Below are 17575 nucleotides of genomic sequence, written 5' to 3' on the forward strand. Positions count from 1 at the left end.
GGAGGAGCAATCATGAGCACCGACACCGTCCTGGCCGGGCCGATACCGCGCCGGGCGCGACCTGCACTGCGGCGATTGCCACTGTCGCTGTCCCAGGAACAGATCTGGCTCGCCGACCGGATGCAGGCGGGCACGTCGCTCTATCACATCCCGATGCTGTTCCGGCTGGCCGGCGGGGTCGACGCCGACGCGCTGGAGACCAGCGTGCGGCACATCGTGAGCCGGCACGATCCGCTGCGGGCCAGCTTCCCCGAAGAGAACGGCGTCCCGGTCCAGGTGATCCAGCCGCAGGTCCCGGACGATCTGGTGGAGCGGCACTCGTTGGCGGCGCTGGACGGCCCGGCGCGGGAGACGGCGCTGGCCGCGCTGATCGACCGGGTCACCGAGGCGCCATTCGACCTGAGCGCCGGGCCGCTCGTGCGGGTGGCCATCGTCGAGGTCACTCCCGGTGACCACCTGTTGGTGGTGGTCTGCCATCACCTGGTGTTCGACGGCGGTTCCCGCGGGGTGCTGCTCGACGAGCTGAACACCGCGTACACTTCCTACACGGCCGGTGACTCGCCGGCCCTGGCCCCGCTGTCGGTGAACTACGCGGCATTCGTGGAGCGGCAGCGGTCGGCCGACCTCTCCGGGCAGCTGGCCTACTGGCAGGCCGAGCTGGCCGACCCGCCCGCCCGGCTGCAACTGCCGACCACGCACCCGCGTCCGAGCGTGCAGTCCTACCGCGGCGCCGTCCTCACGGCCGAGGTGGACGCCGAACTGATCGACCGGCTGGTCGACTTCGCCGCGGCGGCCGGCACGTCTTTGCCGGCAGTCCTGCTCGCCGGCTATGCCGTCGTGCTGGCCCGGCACAGTGGGCAGAACGATTTCGCGGTGAGCGTGCCCCTCCTCGGCCGGCCCGAGGCTGCGTACGACTCGCTCATCGGCTGCTTCATCAACACGATCCCGGTGCGGATCGACGCTACCGGTGCCCTGACCTTCCGGCAGCTCGTCGAGCAGGTCTCGGAACGACTGGCCGGCGGGCTGGAGCACGGTGACGTGCCGTTCAACCAGATCGTTCAGGCGATCCGCCCCGAGCGGGATCCGAGCTTCGCGCCGCTGGCGCAGGTGTCCTTCGGCCTGCTCGACGACGATGTGCTGGGCGTGCCCCGGCTGGCCGCCCACCCGATGGACGCGATCGACCACGAGCGGACCTCGGCGAAGTTCGAGTTCAGCCTCGACGTGGTGCAGAGCGCCGACGGGACCCGGGTCGAGGCGGAATACTGCACCGACCTGTTCGACGAGGCCACCGCCGCCCGGCTCGTCGGCCACTGGACCCAGGTGCTCGGCTCCGCGATGGCCGGACCGGACCGGCGCATCGACGAGCTGGGCCTGCTGACCCCTGCCGAACGGGCCACCATGCTCGTCGACTGGAACGACACCGGGACACCGCCGATCCCGGAGGCGCGCCTGCAGGACCTTTTCGAGGCACAGGTGCGGGCCACCCCGGACGCCGTGGCGGTGGTGGCCGGTGAGGACCGGCTGACCTACGCCGAGCTGGACCGGCGGGCCAACCAACTGGCCCACGCGCTGCAGGCTCGCGGTGTCGGGACCGAGACCAGCGTCGGCGTGTTCATGAGCCGCACGGCGGCCACGATCGTGGCGTTCCTCGGGGTGCTCAAGAGCGGCGGCGTGTACGTGCCGCTGGACCCCGGCTATCCGCCCGACCGGGTCGCCTTCATGCTCGCCGACTCCCGGGTCGACGTGCTCGTCGTGGACGCATCGGTGGCGAAGCTGACGCCCCCGGGGGTGACCAGCCAACTGTGCGTCGACCGGGACGCGGCGGAGATCGCCCGGCACCCGGACACCGCGCCGGTCAGCCGTACCACCCCCGCCAATCTCTCGTGCATGTTCTACACCTCGGGCTCCAGCGGAACGCCCAAGTGCGCGATGCTGACCCATGCCAACTACGTGCATTACGTGACGTTCTGGCAACGGCGCTACCTCGATGACACGCCGATGCGGGTGCATCTGCAGATGACCAGCCACGCGTTCGACATCTTCATCGCCGACACCACCCGCGCTCTGTTCACCGGGGCCACGCTGGTGGTCTGCCCGCATGAGGTGGTGATGGCCCCGGACCAGCTGTATGCGCTGATGCAACGCGAACAGGTGAACAGCGCCGAGTTCATCACGCCGATCCTGGCCGCCCTGGTCGACCACGTGGAGTCGGTCGGGGGCCGGCTGGACTTCCTGGACCTGCTGATCGCCGGCAGCGACATCTGGTACGCCGGCGACTACCTCCGTGCCCGGGCGCTGTGCCGCCCGGACACCCGGATCATCGCCGCCTACGGGCTGAGCGAGACCTCGATCGACAACACGACGCTGGACGGCGTCGAGGTCGGCGACGATCTGACCGGCATCGTGCCGATCGGACGGCCGGCCGACCGCACCCAGATCTACCTCCTCAACGACCGCCTCGAGCCGGTTCCGGTGGGCGTGGTCGGCGAGCTGTACGTGGCCGGCTCCGCGGTCGGCCGCGGGTACTACCGACGCGCCGACCTGACCGCCGACCGGCTGGTGCCGAACCCGTTCGGTGACCGGCCCGGTGACCGTCTCTACCGCTCCGGTGACCTGGCCTGTTATCGGCCGGACGGCGTCCTGGAGGTGATCGGGCGGGCCGACAACCAGGTCAAGGTCAACGGGTACCGCATCGAGCTGGGTGAGATCGAGTCCGCGTTGCGCACCCACCCGGCGATCGACCAGGCGGTGATCCTCGTACACCAGGGGCCGGCCGGGCACGCTCGCCTCATCGGATATGCCACGCTGCGGGCCGGTGAGCGCGCTACCGACGCGACGCTGCGTGAGCACCTCCGGCAGACACTGCCGGCGTACATGGTTCCGGCGCTGGTGGTGGTCCTCGACGAGTTCCCGCTCAACGCCAACGGCAAGCTCAACCGGCGCGCGTTGCCGGAGCCGGTCGAGCGGGTCGGTGCCGTGCAACGGCGTCCGCTGTCCTCGACCGAGGAGATGGTCGTCGCCATCTGGCAAGACGTGCTGGCCATGGCCGAGATCGGTCCGGAGGACAACTTCTTCGCGCTGGGCGGCAGTTCGCTGCTGATGACCCAGATCGTCGCCCGGGTCCGACACGCGCTCGGCGTGGAGCTGCCGATTCGCGCGTTGTACCAGGCGCCGACGGTCGCGGCGTTGAGCGCCGAGATCGAGCGCGCCCGGCGCGAGAGGGACAGCCTGCCGACCGCTCCGGCCGTCACCGCGGGGCCGAGGCAGTGGAATGCGGCCCATCCGTTGTCCTATCCGCAGCAGCAGCTGGCGTTCCACGAAGAGGTCGACCCGGGAACTGCCACCTATCTGGTGCCGACGGTGCTGCGGTTGCGGGGCCAGTTGTCGCTTCCGGCCCTGCAAGCCGCCTGGGACACCGTACGCAGCCGCCACGACGTGCTGCGCACGACGCTGACGCACGTCAACGGTGAGGTCCGGCAGCGGGTGAGCGCGCCGGCCACGCAACCCGTGACCGTGCTGGACCTGCGGGGCCGCTCCGACGCCGAGCGCGCCGCGGCCGACTATGTCGAGGCGGACGCGCACCGCCCGTTCGATCTCTGGCGCGATCCGCCGGCCCGGTCCGCCGTGGTCACCCTCGCCGACGACGAGCACCTGCTGCTGGTCACCCTTCACCACATCGCCACCGACGGCTGGTCGGGGCACGTGTTGCTGGAGGAGATCTCGGCGGTCTACGCCGCCCGGCTGGCCGACGAGGAGGCCGTTCTCCCGACGTTGCCGGTGCAGTACGCCGATTTCGCAGTCTGGCAGCGTGACCTGGTCCGCAGCGAGCTGGGCGAGGCGCTGGCCGCCTATTGGGTGCGCCGGCTGGCCGACGCCCCGGTCGTCGCCGACCTGCCGACCGACCGGCCGTTCGGCGCGCGGACCAGCCATGCCGGTGGTTACCTGCCGGTGGCCGTGCCAGACGAGCTGGTCACCGGCCTGACCGAGCTGGGCCGGGAACACGCCGCGACGAAGTTCATGACGCTGTTCGCCACCTACGGCGCCGTCATGCGCACCTACACAGGCCAGGCCGACTTGGTGATCGGGGTGCCGAGCGCCAACCGCACCAGGGTCGAGGTGGAGCGGCTCATCGGCTTCTTCGTCAACATGTTGCCGCTGCGCGTTCGGATCGACGCCGACACGACGTTTCGTGACCTGCTCGACCAGGTACGGGAAACCGCCGTCGACGCGTACGCCCACCAGGATCTGCCGTTCGAGCGAATCGTCGAGAATCTCGCTCCGGCCCGGCACAGCCTGCAGAACCCGGTGTTCCAGATGTGCTTCGCCTTGGACGAGCCGGCTCGGAACGCGGCCGTACTGCCGGGCTTGGCCGTCGCCGCAGAGCCGGGCCACCTCACCACGACGAAGTTCGACCTGGACCTGTCGCTCGAGGAGACGGCGGCCGGGGTCGCCGGTGGCCTCTTCTACCGGCGGGATCTGTTCGACGAGGACACCGTCCGCGCCATCACCGACGACTGGCTGGCCCTGGCCGCCGCCTTGCTGGCCGAACCCGATCGCCCGATCATGGCGCACGTGCTGCCCTCGGCGGCGACGCTCGACGCCACCGACCCGGAGACGTCGATCCGCGACGGCGAGCGGCCGGTTCCGGCCGGCGCCGTGGGCGAGGTGTATCAGCGCCGACCGGACGGATCGCTGGCCGCCACCGGTCGGCTCGGCCGCCGCCGCCGTGCCGGCCGATGGGATCCGGTGAGTACCTCGGAGGAGGAGCTGTGGATCGGTGGCAGCCGGGTCGACGTCGAGCTGGTGCGCCGCGAGCTGGCGGCCGCGCCACAGGTCAACGCCTCGACGGTCGCGGTGGCGGGCGGCGAGCTGATCGCCGAGGTACAGCTCGGATCGGCAACCGGGCGCGACGGTCTCGACGAATACCTGCGTAGCCGGCTGCCGCACCACCAGCGGCCGCGGCTGATCGTGGAGTCCGACACGCCCGCCGCCGAGCTCGACGACCCGCTCGCCGAGCTGATCACCGCGCTGTTCGGCGAGGTGCTCGACCGGCCGGCGCCGGGCCCGGACGAGAGCTTCTTCGAGGCCGGGGGCTATTCCGTGCTGGCCATGCAGTTCGCCGCGCTGCTGACCGAGCTGATCGGGCAGCGGGTGCCGGTGCGGCTGCTGTTCGACCACCCGACGGCCCGTTCCCTCGCGGCCGCCCTGGAGCCACAGATGTCGGTGGACGCGCGCGACCGTCTCGCCCGGGCGATCGCCGAAGTGGACGTGCCGCATGACGACCATTGAGGAGCTGGCGGCGGCCGGATCGCTCGTCGCGACCGCACTGCCGCACGACCTCGTCCCGAACACCACGGCCGGACGGGTCGCGCGGATGCGGCTGACGTTGCCGGCCGATGTCGCGACGGTGACCGAGGCGGTCGGCGGCCACCTGAGCCGCTGGGTGCGGGCCGAGTCGGCGACGATCGGCGTGGTGGACCACTACCAGGAAGCGGCGCTGGTCAAGGTGGAGCTGACGCCGGGCGGCGCCGCCGTCGTGCAGCGGGCTGCCGCGGCACCCGGCGACCTGCGGGGTGGTGTGGTCATCGACGGCACCGGGGGGCAGACCGCGAGCCTGCTCGCCGAGGCGCGCTCGACAGTCGTTCTGAGCCGGGACGGCGACGGCTGGGACCTGGTGCATTGCACTGACTGGTACGGCGAACGCACGATGGCGTCCTGGGCCCGGTCGCTGGAACAGGGTGGGGCGGACCCGGCCGGCCCGCTCACTGGCGAGCTGATCGCGCTGGCCTCCGGCGGTCCGGCCGCACCCGATCCGCCGCATGTGCTGGCCCGCATCGAGAGCTGGGTCCGTCGCACCCCGGACGCTCCGGCCGTGCGGCACCTCGGCCGGACATACCGGTACGCCGAGATATGGTCCGCCGCGCACGCCCTCGCCCACAGCCTGCGGGTGGCCGGGGTCAGCGCCGGGGAGAACGTCCTCATCGCCACCGGCCGGTCGGTGGACGGCGTGGTGGCGATGCTCGGCCCGCTCCTGGCCGGCGCCGTGACCGTGCCGGTCGATCCGCAATGGCCGGTGGAGCGGCTGCGCCGGGTGATCGAGGCGACGAGGGCCGCCGTCTTCGTCCACGCAGAGAAGACGGCGACCGACCTGTTGCTCGCGGCCGGTCTGACCGGCGTTCCGACCGACGTGGATGCGGGGATCGACGCCGAGATGGGCACCGGCCCGGTGACGACGGCGGGCCTCGGCGCATCGGCGTACGTGATCTTCACCTCGGGCACCACCGGCGTCCCGAAGGGCGTCGAGGTCTCGCACCGGGCCCTGGCCCACCTGTGCGAAACGACGGCCGAGGTCTATCAGCTCCGGCCGGATGACACCGTGCTCGCGCTGGCGCCCCTGTACTTCGACGTGTCCGCGCTCGAGACCTTCGCCACGCTCGGCGCTGGTGCGAGCATGTGTGTGGCCACCGACGACGACCGGCTCGACCCCTATCTGCTGACCGAGCTGCTGCGGGCCGAAGGGGTCACGGTGGCCGACCTTCCGCCGTCGCTGATGCCGTTCGTCGATCCGGCCGAGCTGCCCGGGCTGCGACTGGTCACCGCCGGCGGCGAGGCGTTCAACGGCCGCCAGGTCGAGGGCTGGGCGACCGAGCGGCGTCGCTTCCTCAACTGCTACGGGCCGACCGAGGCGACCGTCCAGGTGTCGGTCATGGACTGCGCTCCGGGCTGGCCGCGGACCCCGCCGCTGGGCCGGCCACTGCCCGGGTTCGAATTCTTCGTGGTCGACGACGAGCTCCGGCCGGTGCCGCGCGGAGCCGTGGGCGAACTGCTGATCAGCGGGCCGGGTCTGGCCGAGGGCTATCTGAACGATCCGGATCAGACGGCCCAGCGGTTCCTCCCGGCCGGGCCGCTCGGCCGGCGGGTCTATCGCACCGGGGATCTGGTCCGCTGGCGCAACGACGACAATCTGGAATTCCACGGGCGTAACGACCGACAAGCCAAGATCAACGGCCATCGCATCGAGCTCGGCGAGATCGAGTCGGCGCTCCTCGACCGGCTCGGCGCCCGGGCCGCCGCGGCGCAGATCATCCACAGCGGCGGCCGCGACCGGTTGGTGGGTTTCGTGGTCGGCTCGCGCGAGCCGCTGGCCGGCGCGCTCCGGCTCCTGACCGAAGTGCTCCCTCGGTACGCCACGCCGGAACTGCTGGTGCCGCTGGACGCTCTGCCGGCCACCGCCACCGGCAAGGTCGACCGAGCCCGGCTGGTCGCCGCCTACGAACGATCCCGGGGCACGACATCGAGAGCGATGAACGGAGATTCCTCCCATGAGTGAGACCGATTCAGCGACGGTGCGGCAGGTGGTGGGGGTCGGCTACGGCCCGGCGAACCTGGCGCTGGCCATCGCGGCCGGCGAGGTGGCAGGGGTGGATGGCCGCACCCTGCTCGACGAGTGCGTGTTCCTGGAGCGGCAGCCGTCGTTCGGATGGCACCGGGGCATGCTGCTCCACGGCGCCACCATGCAGGTGTCGTTCCTGAAAGACCTCGCGACCATGCGCAGCCCGAGCAGCCCCTATACGTTCGCGTCCTACCTGCACGACGTCGGCCGGCTGACCGACTTCATCAACAGCAAGACGCTGTATCCCTACCGGATCGACTTCCACACCTACCTGGAGTGGGCCGCCGACCGGCTGCCGGCCGATGTCCGATACGGCACGGAGGTCGTGTCGGTCACGCCGGAGCGCACCGACGACGTCGTCCACGAGCTGCTCGTGCGGACCGGCGACGGCCGGACGTTTCGCACCCGCAACCTGGTGATCGGCACCGGCATGACGCCCTGTTTCCCGGACGGCGTGCAGCCAGGCCCGCGGGTGTGGCACAGTGCCGAGCTGCTGACCCGGCTCGCCGCACCAACGCCGACCAGGCCGCGCACGTTCGCCGTGGTGGGGGCGGGCCAGAGCGCGGCCGAGGTGGTGGAGCACCTGCATGCCACCCATCCGGAGGCCGAGGTGCATGCGATCTTCGGCCGCTTCGGCTACAGCATGTCCGACGACAGCCCGTTCGCCAATCAGATCTTCGACCCGGACTCCGTCGACGAGTTCTACCACGCTCCGGGCGAGGTCCGGGACGCCCTGATGGGCTATCACGCGAACACCAACTATTCCGTTGTCGACCTCGATCTGATTCGTTCCCTGCACGGCACCGCCTATCGGGAGCACATCGCCGGTCGCCGCCGACTGCACTTCCACCACGCCTCGCGTATCACCCGCCAGACCGTCACCGACGACAACGTGCGCCTCGATGTCGAGTTCCTGCCCACCGGGACCGTCCGGCAGATCGATGCCGAGGCGGTCGTCTACGCCACCGGCTATCGGCCGTCCGACCCGCGGCAGCTGCTCGGCGATCTGGCCGATGAATGCAAGACCGACGATAGGGGCCATCTTGCGCTGGCCCGCGACTACCGGGTGATCACCTCGGACGGCATCCGCTGCGGAATCTACGTCCACGGTGCGGCCGCGGAGCCCAGCCACGGGCTCTCCGCGGGGCTCCTGTCCAACGTCGCGGTCCGGGCCGGCGAGATCCTCGCCGCGATCCGTTCGCTCTGATCGCCCCCGAGGAGGATCATGTTCGTCCCATCCGACTACCGGGCCGAGTCCGCGGCCCAACTCTGGTCGGTCATCACCGGCCATCCGCTGGGTTTGCTGGTCACCGGCGGGCCGGACGTGCCGTTCGCGACCCACCTGCCGGTGGTGCCGGCCGGCGACAGCGACAGCGACAGCGAACTGGTCGGCGCCGTTCTGCTCGGTCACCTGAACCGGGCCAACCCGCAATGGGGTGCACTCGCCGACGGGCAGACGGCCAAGCTGATCTTCGTCGGACCGCACGCATACATCACGCCGGCCGACTATCCGGCCGCACCGGCCGCACCTACGTGGAACTTCGTGGCGGTTCACGTGACCGGCGTGGTTCGCCTCGTCACGACCACCGAGGAGACGCTGGCCGTGGTCCGGCGGACCGCCCTCCTGCTGGAGCACAGCTTCGGCGACGGCTGGGTCCAGGACGGGTCGGTGGACTACTTCCGGTCCATCGTGGCCGGCGTCGGCGCGTTCCGTTTCGAGGTGGCCACCGCAGACGGCACCTTCAAGCTCAGCCAGGACAAGCCGGCCCCAGTACGCCGCCGGATCGCCGACCGCCTGGCGAAGCCGGGCCAACCGGGCGGACCGGCCATCGCCGCCCTGATGGGTGGTGCCTGATGACCGTGACCTCACTCTGGACCGAGCCAATCGCCGCCGCCTGCCTGGGCGAGGTGACCCGACGGCTCGGTGACCGCACCGGCCCGGCCGTCGTCGACGGGGACCGCACCCTGGACTACGCCGAGTTGAGCACCTGGGTCGCCGAGGTGTCCGGGCAGCTCGTCGCGGCCGGGGTGACGGCCGGTGACCGGGTAGCGGTCACCGGACGGCGCAGTGCGGAGGTGATCGCGGCTATGCTGGCGACCGCCTCGGTGGGCGCCGCCTACGTCCCGCTAGACGCCGAATATCCGACCCGGCGCCTGGTCCACATGTTGGTCGACTGCGATGCCGCGCTGCTGCTGCACACCGGCGACCGGCCGAACTTCGCCGGCGCCGTGCCGTCGCTGCGTATCCCCGGACCGGGCGAGAATGCCGCCGCGGAACCGCTCCACCTGCCCTGCGATCCGGAGCGGCCGGTCTACGTCATCTACACCTCCGGCTCGACCGGTCGTCCGAAGGGTGTCGCGCTGCCGCATCGCAGCATCGACAACATGGCGCAGTGGCAGGCGGCGCACTCGATCCGCCCCGACCTGCGTACCGCCCAGTTCGCCCCGATGAACTTCGACGTGTGGTTCCAGGAGGTGCTCGGCACCCTCTACGGTGGTGGGACCGTCTTCGTCATGCCGGAACTGCTGCGGCGAGATCCGATCGCGCTGCTCGACTGGCTCGCCGACGAGCGGATCGAACGGCTGTTCCTGCCCGGCGTCGCCCTGCAGATGCTGGCGCTGGCGGCGGCCGACGACGACCTCGACCGACTCGCGCTGCGCGAGGTCAATGTGGCCGGCGAGCAGTTGCTCTGCTCGCCGGCGATCCGCGAGTTCTTCGGGCGGATGCCGGACTGTCGTTTCAACAACCACTACGGCCAGAGCGAGTCCGCGATGGTCACCGTGCACACCCTGTCCGGACCACCGGCGAGCTGGCCGGCACTACCCCCGATCGGCCGGCCCCTCCCGGGGTGCGAGCTGCTGGTCGCCCCGCTCGACCCGGCCGAGCCACACGTCGGTGAGCTGCTGGTGGCCGGCGCCCCGCTCGCCGTCGGCTATCTCAACCAGCCGGAACTCAACGCGGAACGCTACCGCCCGGTGCCGCCCACCCCACGGGGGAACACCCGGGTCTTCCATACCGGCGACCTCGTCCGGATCGAGGACGGGCAGGTGCAGTTCCTCTCCCGGCTCGACGAGGAAGTCAAGATCCGGGGCGTTCGGGTCAACCCGCTGGAGGTGGACGCCTGCCTGGTGGAGCAGCGCGGCGTCGACGAGGCGGTCTGCGTGCCGGTGGACGTGGCGGCCGGGTCACGCCAGCTGCGAGCGGTGGTCACGCTGGCCGCCGGTCAGTCGCTGGACGCTGACGAGCTGCGTCGCGCGCTGGCCGAACTGCTGCCTGCGCAGTCGATCCCCGTGACGATCGAGGCGGTGACGTCCCTGCCTCGCACCCCGAGCGGAAAGATCGATCGCAAGGCGGTCGCCGAATCCCTGCTCGCGACGGTACGGGCATCGTGACCCTGCTGATCCTCGACTACCCCGGACGACGGGCCAAGGCCCGCCTCAGCGACATGGGGCTGGAGGGCCACGGCTTCACGTGCCATTACGTGTTGGCCGGAGCGCTGCCGGCCGCAGCCGACACCGCCACGTACACCGCCCGTCTGGACCTGCCGGGTGACGCGGAGGCGGTGGTGGCCCTGTGCGCGACCGCCTCGCTCGGCACGGCGATCGCCGCCCAGCTCGGTGCCCCCGGGCCGCCGCTCCCACTGGTCCTCGTCGACCCGCAGGCCAGCGGTGCCCGGGAAATCGCTGCCGCGTACGCCGAGGTCCTGGAGCAGGTCACCGAGGGCGATCCGACGCTGGGCGCGAACCCGATCGACGTCATGGCGCTGCTCGGCCGCGGTGACGTGCTGCTGTCCGCGATCGAGGAGGACCTGTCCGCCCGAGCCCGAGCCGTTTTCCTGGCCGACGGTTACGACATGGCGGAGGCTGAGGAGCCCATCGCCGAGATGTTGTCGATGTACCAGCGCTGGCTCACCTGCCTGGTCGCCGCGCATCACCACGAACCGGTCGCGCATGGCGACGTACTCCAAATTCTTTCTCCCCGGTGGCCGGACGACCTGAGCTGGCTCGGCGTCACCGCGGAAACGACCATGCGGGTCGATGCGACCCCCGACCAGATCGCTCGTCACCCGGCGGCCGCTGCCGCCGCCGTCGACTTCCTCCGCTCGAGGAAAAGAACCGGAGTAGCCCCATGAAGGCCGCCGCCCTCACCCAGACCGAGACCGCCATCGCCGCCATCTGGGCGCAGGTGCTGGGTCTCGACGTGATCTCCCGGTCCGATGACTTCTTCCAGCTCGGCGGTGATTCGCTGCTGGCCACGAAGGTCGTCGTGCACGTCCGGCGGGCCTGGTCGGTGAAGTGCACCGTCCAGCTGATCATCGATACCCCGGTGCTGTCCGACTTCGCCGCAGCGGTCGACGAGCTCGCCGGGGCCCGCGGATGAGCCCGGCGTACGACGTCATCGTGGTCGGCGCCCGGTGCGCGGGCGCCTCGACCGCGTTGCTGCTGGCCCGCCAGGGCCGCCGAGTGCTGCTGGTGGATCGGGCCGCGGTCGGCTCGGACACGATGTCGACGCTGTACATCCGGCCCAGCGGGGTGGCGTTCCTGGCCCACTGGGGCGTGCTCGACGCGGTCGTGTCCTCCGGGTGCCCGCCGCTGGACACGATCGAGTACGACGTCGGGGAGGTGCGGATCGCCGGGGCCACACCGCGGGCGCCCGGCGCGGACGCCGCGTACGCCCCGCGACGAGGCGTCCTCGACCGGCTGCTCGTGCAGGCCGCGCAGCAGGCCGGTGCCGAGGTGATGGACCGCACCTCGATCCGCGAGCTGCTGCGCTCCGGCGACCGCGTGACCGGCGTCCGGGTGGACGGTGGAGACCTGACCGCCCGGCTGGTGGTGGGCGCCGACGGCATGCGCTCGGCCGTCGCGGAGATGGTGGGCGCTCCGGCGGTGGTGAGTGACCCGTTGGCCAGCTGTGTCTACTTCACGTCGTGGAGCGGGCTGCGCACGGGCTTCGGCTTCCACGAGCGCCCCGGCAGCTGGATCGCCAGGATCCCGACCCACGACGATGTGACGATCGTGTCGACGTACTTCCCGCAGCAGGAGTTCGCCCAGATCCGCCGCGATCCGCTCGCCGCGCATCTCGACGCCATCCGCCGCCACGCACCCGAGCTGTACGACCAGGTGGCGGACACGGTGCCGACCGACCGGATCCGCGGCACCGGTGATCAGCGTAACTTCTACCGGCAGGCGGCCGGCCCGGGCTGGGTCCTGGTCGGCGACGCGGGCCACCATGTGGACAGCATCACCGCGAGCGGCATCACCAGCGCCTTCTTGCAGGCCGACCTGCTGGCCACCGAACTGGCGGGCATCGATCTCGACGACCACGGGACGACGGACGCGGCGACGGCCCGCTTCGGCTCGCAGCGGGACAGGGCCACGAGCTCGACCTATCGCAGCACCTTGGACCTGGCGCGGCTCTCGCTGCACCCCGCCCGGATCGACCTGTTACGCACCGTGGCAAACTCTCCCCGCGCGACCCAACGCTACTTCGCGATGGTGCTCGGCATCCTCGACGCGGCGGAGTTCTTCGACGACCCGGAACTGCTCGATCTGCTCTGACCCTCGCCCGCAGCGCCGCGCGCAGCCGTCATCCCCCCCCAGCTCACCTCCGCCCGGCCGTGTCCAGACCTCGGATAGGAACCATGCCCGAGAACACCCTCGTCACCTTCCCTGCCGGCGAACTCACCGAGGAGACCACGATCCGCCTGACGGTCCCGGTCGGCGATCGGCACGGCATCGTGTGCGCCACGACCCCGTTCCACCCGATCGACCACACCTGGCCCGACCAGCCGGCCGACCGGGGTACGCTCACCGTCGGCGGTCAGGCCCTGGCGGTCGAGGACTGCGTCATCGGTGCGGCGCCACGGGACGGCTCGGTCCCGATCAGTACGGGTGACGACATCGAGGTGCGGCGGGGCGACCCGGACTGGAACTGGTATGTCGTGCACGTTGTGGCGGCCGACCCCGGCGCGATGCCCGGCGAGCGGGTCGGGCTCGAGGTGGATCCGATATGGCGGCACGGGGTGTCGGCCGGGCACACCATGTGCGAGCTGGTCGGCCTGGCACTCAACCGGCAGCTGGCCGGACGCTGGACGAAGCCGGTCAAGCAGGACGCGCTCGGCCACCCGGACTTCGACAAACTGGCCATCACCCGGTCCCGGATCCAGCCGACCGGCAGCGTCGACCACTACCGGCTCGGGAAGTCACTGCGACGCAAGGGTTTCTCGGCCGACCGGCTGGCCACTGAGCTTCCCGAGCTGCAGGCCGGAATCAACGCTGTGATGGAGCGCTGGGTGGCCGAGGACGCACCGGTCGGCGTGGAAACGGAAGGCCCCGGCGTCGACGCCATGCGGACCTTCTGCTGCGGGCTGTCGGACGGGGCGGTCCGGGTCCCCTGCGGCGGAACCCACGTCACCCGTACGGGTAAGATCGGCTTCACCAAGGTGTCCTTGATCCTGTCCGACGACGGATCGGAGCTCCGGATGGACGCTGAACGTCAGCTCCCCTGACCCGGGACCATTCCTGAAGCCGTCGGATGCGGGACCAACCGCTCGATTGAAGTCGATGGCTTGTGGAACCCATTAAGGAATTCAAGTGAGCGTATCCATCGCATTCAACCGGAGCGTCACTGCCGAGTTTCCCGATGCCCAAGTGAGATTCGTTGTGGCAGAAAAAGTTCCAACCGAAGCGGCTCGTTCCCTTCTCAACACAATGCAGCGGGTCCGGGAAATCGCCGGAGTAACAGTTCTGATGTTTGACCGGCGCTCCTTCGACGGCGCCGTTCGGGTGGACCGGCTGGCTCCCAGCGGGGGACCGGGAAGTCCGGACGTCCACCTGCCGCAATCCAGCCTCTTCCGCTACAGCTTGAATGACGTGGGCGACGAGGCCTTGCCGCACATCAACGCCCAGGCGGCAGTCCTGCCCGAGTCGATGGTGCTTGCTGTGGAGCGGCTGTCCGCGACTGCCGTTTCGACGGACGGCATGGTCGCCGCGCAGGACATGCTAACGGCGGAGGTTGAACGCTGGGGGGCCACATCCACTCGCTGTGTCATCGAGGCTGAGACGCCCATGACAAACCTTCGAGCCGGCGAACCGGGGATGTTCACCTGACTTCCGCGGACCGACGACCGTGCTCGCTCGCGAGGCGAGCCGGATTTTACCCTGGACGCCCGCTCCATGTACTAGTGCCCCGTCATGCCGCCTTCAACGGGTAATCGGGGTGGCGGATCTTGGAGTCGGTGGCGTAGCCGGTTTTGGGTCGGGCTCGCTGGTTGTGCCAGCGGATGTAGTCGTCGATCGCGGCGTCCTGTTCGGTGTGTGAGCGGTGGTCGGTGCCGTTGAGGGCGAAGTAGCGCAGGGCGGCGAACTCGGCTTGATCCAGTTCAGCCAGTGAGGTGATCTCAGCGATAGAAAGCCGCCTGATCTGATCGACACGGGCATAACGTGACAGGCCGGGCAGTGCTGGATACAGGCGTGGAGCCATCGATAGACATGTTCTTGCGACAGAGACAGGTCTTCGAGAGGGCTCCACGTGATCGGTTATCTTGCCATGCTCGACGTGCCCAGGGAACTCGTGCGTCACCTCGCGCGGCTGCTCGCAGCGCAACGCCGCCGACTGGGGACACGCCGCCGGACACGGGCCTTGACCTGCTACTACCAGGCGTTGATGATCCTGGCCTGGTTCCGTAAAGCCGAGGACACCGCGCTACTCGGTGCCGGGTTCGGGATCGCCCGGGCGACCGCCTACCGGTACATCGCTGAGGGCATCGCGGTCCTGGCCGCCCAGCATCCCGACCTGCACGACGCCCTGCGCCGCGCCGCCGCCGAGGGCTGGGCCTTCGTGATCCTGGACGGGAAACTGTTCGACAGCGACCGGTTGGCCGAGACCGCCACCAGTGTCAAAGGCAAAACGATCGATGCCTGGTACTCAGGAAAGCACCGCGACTTCGGCGCGAACATCCAGGCGGTCATGCGCCCCGACGGCCTTCCCATCTGGACGGCTGACGCTTTGCCCGGCCATCTGCACGACCTGAGCTGTGCCCGGGAACTCGGTGTCACCGCCGCCCTGAACTGGGCGGGCGCCGAACTCGACCTACCCACGTTGGCTGACGCCGGCTACGAAGGCGCAGGTCACGGCATCAAGACCCCGACCCGGCAGCCCTCCGACGGCAAACCCCTCTCCGTCGCTAACCGCACCGTGAACCGGCTGCTGCGCGGCCTGCGCTGGCAAGGCGAGCGTGGCTTCGCGATGCTGACCGGTCGCTGGAAAACGCTGCAGTACAACACCATCAGCCCGACAAGAATCGGCGACATCGTCGCAGCCGCACTCCACCTCACACCTCACACACTTCGAATATCGCTACCTACCCGAAGCTCGATGAGATCACCTCAGTAACTGCAGGTCGGCAGGTGTCGGGGTACGCGCGAAAGTGTCCAGCCGCGTACGGATGAACGCGTACCTAACTGGACACTTTCACCAGTACGCCGACAGCAGGAAGATCGGGTCCGTACCGGGATTGGTGTTTCCGGCTCTCGGTTAGTAGGTCTCGGCGGCCGGCCAGCGGTCACCGAAGGTGATGGCGAAGGCGTTCAGCACCGGCTTCGTGCGCCGTGAGGCGCTGTTGTTTGAGTGGGGGTGAAATACCTCCACCGTTCGGTCGTCGCAGCGGTCGGATAGGAGCTGAGGGCAGCCCGGTCCAGGAGGTGCTGGAGCTGGGTGGGAGCAGCCCTGACAAAGCCGGGGTGCGTCAGCACTGCCAGATGGCGTGGGTCCGGTGAGCGGGACGGAGAGGAGTACGCGAGGAACCGATGTTGTAAAGCCCCTCAACGCTTTACCGACTCGAACCTGGTGGATGCGGGTCGGGAGCAGCGCGGAGCCGCCGCCGTTGTGGTGGTCGGTGAACTCCCGGGAGTCGTGAAACCGGTGACCGGGAGGCTGCGAGGAAAGTCTGCGGCGTACTCACAGCGATGCTGCTGGGGCAGAGTCGGACTCCTCCTTCGTCGAGCGAACAGCAGCGAACACGGGAACCGTCCTGGTTCCGCCTGACGTCGCCTTTCCAGGGCGACGGTTGGGCTGGGCTCATCGTCGGCTGATCGGTCCGGGGCGGGGCGGAGCCGTCGTAGTACTCGGAGCTGGGGAAAGCCCAGCATAAGGGGAAGGACGGCAGCGGTTTCGAGGAGTAAGGAGACTGCAATGCCGCAAGACGCGCCGCCGAATGGCGGTGCTCCGGCCGGACGTGTCCTTGGTCCGTATGGTCGGGTAACGGAGATGCAGGCCAAGCTTCACCGTTGGGCGGCGGCCGATCCCGGCCGCAGGTTCGATGACCTGTTCAACTTCGTGTATGACCCGGCGACGCTGGTGATGGCGTTCGCTCGGGTCGCGGGCAACCGGGGCGCGAACACGCCGGGAGTCGACGGGTGGACCGTCGCGATGGTGGAAGAGCGCATCGGGGTGCCGGGCTTCCTGGACGGCGTGCGGACCTCGTTGAAGGACGGCACGTTCCGGCCGTTGCCGGTGCGTGAACGCGCCATCGCCAAACCGGGTGGGTCGGGGAAAGTCCGCAAGTTAGGCATTCCCACGATCGTCGACCGGGTCGTCCAGGCGGCGTTGAAGCTCGTGCTGGAACCGATCTTCGAGGCCGACTTTCTGCCGGTCTCGTATGGGTTTCGGCCGATGCGGCGGGCGCACGACGCGATCGCCGAGATTCACATGTTCGGCTCCCGCGGCTATCAGTGGGTGCTGGACGCCGACATCGAGGCGTGTCAAGCCCCGGGTTTGATGGAGAGTTGGTTAGCTGGTTTTCAGGGGTGCAATGACCGGCTGGGTCATCACGTGTAGTGCCTCGTGTTCGGCGGGTGGGACGTGGCCGAGCTCGCCGTGCAACCTGCGGTTGTTGTACCAGTCGATGTACTCGACGGTGGCCATCTCCAGGTCGTCCAGGCCGCGCCACGGACCCTTGTTGCGCACGAGTTCGGCCTTGTAGAGGGAGTTGAACGCCTCGGCCATCGCGTTGTCGAACGAGTCGCCCTTCGACCCGACCGAGGCGACGGCGCCGGCCTCGGCGAGGCGCTGGGTGTAGCGGATGGCTCGATATTGGACGCCGCGGTCCGAATGGTGAACGAGTCCTTGCAGGTCGGCGCCCTGATTCTGGCGGCGCCAGATCGCCAGTTTCAGCGCGTCCA

The 17575-nt window shown here is 69.7% G+C and carries 14 protein-coding genes; 12 read left to right on the forward strand and 2 right to left on the reverse strand.

The window, feature by feature from the left end; translation table 11 throughout:
* The first annotated feature begins 12 nt into the window (after positions 1 to 12).
* The 10 genes from CLV70_RS34650 to CLV70_RS34695 all read left to right on the forward strand — a co-directional run bounded on the left by CLV70_RS34650 (position 13) and on the right by CLV70_RS34695 (position 14503).
* Complete coding sequence (locus tag CLV70_RS34650; protein ID WP_106130849.1) at positions 13 to 5289, forward strand: non-ribosomal peptide synthetase; 5277 nt, start codon at positions 13 to 15, stop codon at positions 5287 to 5289.
* Complete coding sequence (locus tag CLV70_RS34655; protein WP_106130850.1) at positions 5276 to 7330, forward strand: amino acid adenylation domain-containing protein; 2055 nt, start codon at positions 5276 to 5278, stop codon at positions 7328 to 7330. Before CLV70_RS34650 ends, CLV70_RS34655 begins: the two co-directional genes overlap by 14 nt.
* A complete protein-coding gene (locus tag CLV70_RS34660) occupies positions 7323 to 8600 on the forward strand; it encodes a lysine N(6)-hydroxylase/L-ornithine N(5)-oxygenase family protein (protein ID WP_106130851.1) in 1278 nt (425 codons plus the stop codon). Before CLV70_RS34655 ends, CLV70_RS34660 begins: the two co-directional genes overlap by 8 nt.
* A gap of 18 nt (positions 8601 to 8618) precedes the next feature.
* Complete coding sequence (locus CLV70_RS34665; protein WP_106130852.1) at positions 8619 to 9248, forward strand: FMN-binding negative transcriptional regulator; 630 nt, start codon at positions 8619 to 8621, stop codon at positions 9246 to 9248.
* On the forward strand, positions 9248 to 10786 hold the full coding sequence (locus CLV70_RS34670; RefSeq protein WP_106130853.1) for an AMP-binding protein: 1539 nt from the start codon (positions 9248 to 9250) through the stop codon (positions 10784 to 10786). Before CLV70_RS34665 ends, CLV70_RS34670 begins: the two co-directional genes overlap by 1 nt.
* Positions 10783 to 11526 (forward strand): hypothetical protein, encoded by a 744-nt coding sequence (locus CLV70_RS34675; RefSeq protein ID WP_106130854.1) that lies wholly within the window; start codon positions 10783 to 10785, stop codon positions 11524 to 11526. The genes CLV70_RS34670 and CLV70_RS34675 overlap by 4 nt, the downstream gene beginning before the upstream one ends.
* The gene (locus CLV70_RS34680; protein ID WP_106130855.1) at positions 11523 to 11774 is read left to right on the forward strand and encodes a phosphopantetheine-binding protein; all 252 of its coding nucleotides are present in this window, start codon (positions 11523 to 11525) and stop codon (positions 11772 to 11774) included. Before CLV70_RS34675 ends, CLV70_RS34680 begins: the two co-directional genes overlap by 4 nt.
* The gene (locus CLV70_RS34685; protein WP_106130856.1) at positions 11771 to 12952 is read left to right on the forward strand and encodes an FAD-dependent oxidoreductase; all 1182 of its coding nucleotides are present in this window, start codon (positions 11771 to 11773) and stop codon (positions 12950 to 12952) included. The genes CLV70_RS34680 and CLV70_RS34685 overlap by 4 nt, the downstream gene beginning before the upstream one ends.
* 83 nt (positions 12953 to 13035) lie before the next feature.
* Positions 13036 to 13902, forward strand: a complete 867-nt coding sequence (locus CLV70_RS34690) for an alanyl-tRNA editing protein (protein WP_106130857.1) — start codon at positions 13036 to 13038, stop codon at positions 13900 to 13902.
* A gap of 85 nt (positions 13903 to 13987) precedes the next feature.
* Positions 13988 to 14503: a hypothetical protein gene (locus tag CLV70_RS34695; RefSeq protein WP_146164272.1), complete on the forward strand. Its 516-nt coding sequence runs from the start codon at positions 13988 to 13990 to the stop codon at positions 14501 to 14503.
* A gap of 82 nt (positions 14504 to 14585) precedes the next feature.
* On the opposite strand, the gene CLV70_RS34700 is transcribed toward CLV70_RS34695, so the two are convergent.
* The gene (locus CLV70_RS34700; protein ID WP_106130859.1) at positions 14586 to 14876 is read right to left on the reverse strand and encodes a hypothetical protein; all 291 of its coding nucleotides are present in this window, start codon (positions 14874 to 14876) and stop codon (positions 14586 to 14588) included.
* Positions 14877 to 14924: 48 nt separating this feature from the next.
* Here CLV70_RS34700 and CLV70_RS34705 point away from each other — a divergent pair, with 48 nt between their 5' ends.
* Complete coding sequence (locus CLV70_RS34705) at positions 14925 to 15788, forward strand: transposase family protein (RefSeq protein WP_106130860.1); 864 nt, start codon at positions 14925 to 14927, stop codon at positions 15786 to 15788.
* A gap of 798 nt (positions 15789 to 16586) precedes the next feature.
* Positions 16587 to 17231 carry a reverse transcriptase domain-containing protein gene (locus CLV70_RS34710; RefSeq protein WP_245908677.1) on the forward strand — a complete coding sequence of 215 codons (645 nt, stop codon included), beginning with the start codon at positions 16587 to 16589 and terminating at the stop codon, positions 17229 to 17231.
* Here CLV70_RS34710 and CLV70_RS34715 read toward each other — a convergent pair.
* Positions 17184 to 17575, reverse strand: a 392-nt coding sequence (locus CLV70_RS34715) for an integrase core domain-containing protein (RefSeq protein ID WP_146164273.1), incomplete at its 5' end; no start/stop codon positions are given. The genes CLV70_RS34710 and CLV70_RS34715 overlap by 48 nt on opposite strands.

The organism is Pseudosporangium ferrugineum (assembly GCF_003002065.1).
GTDB classification, from domain to species: domain Bacteria; phylum Actinomycetota; class Actinomycetes; order Mycobacteriales; family Micromonosporaceae; genus Actinoplanes; species Actinoplanes ferrugineus_A.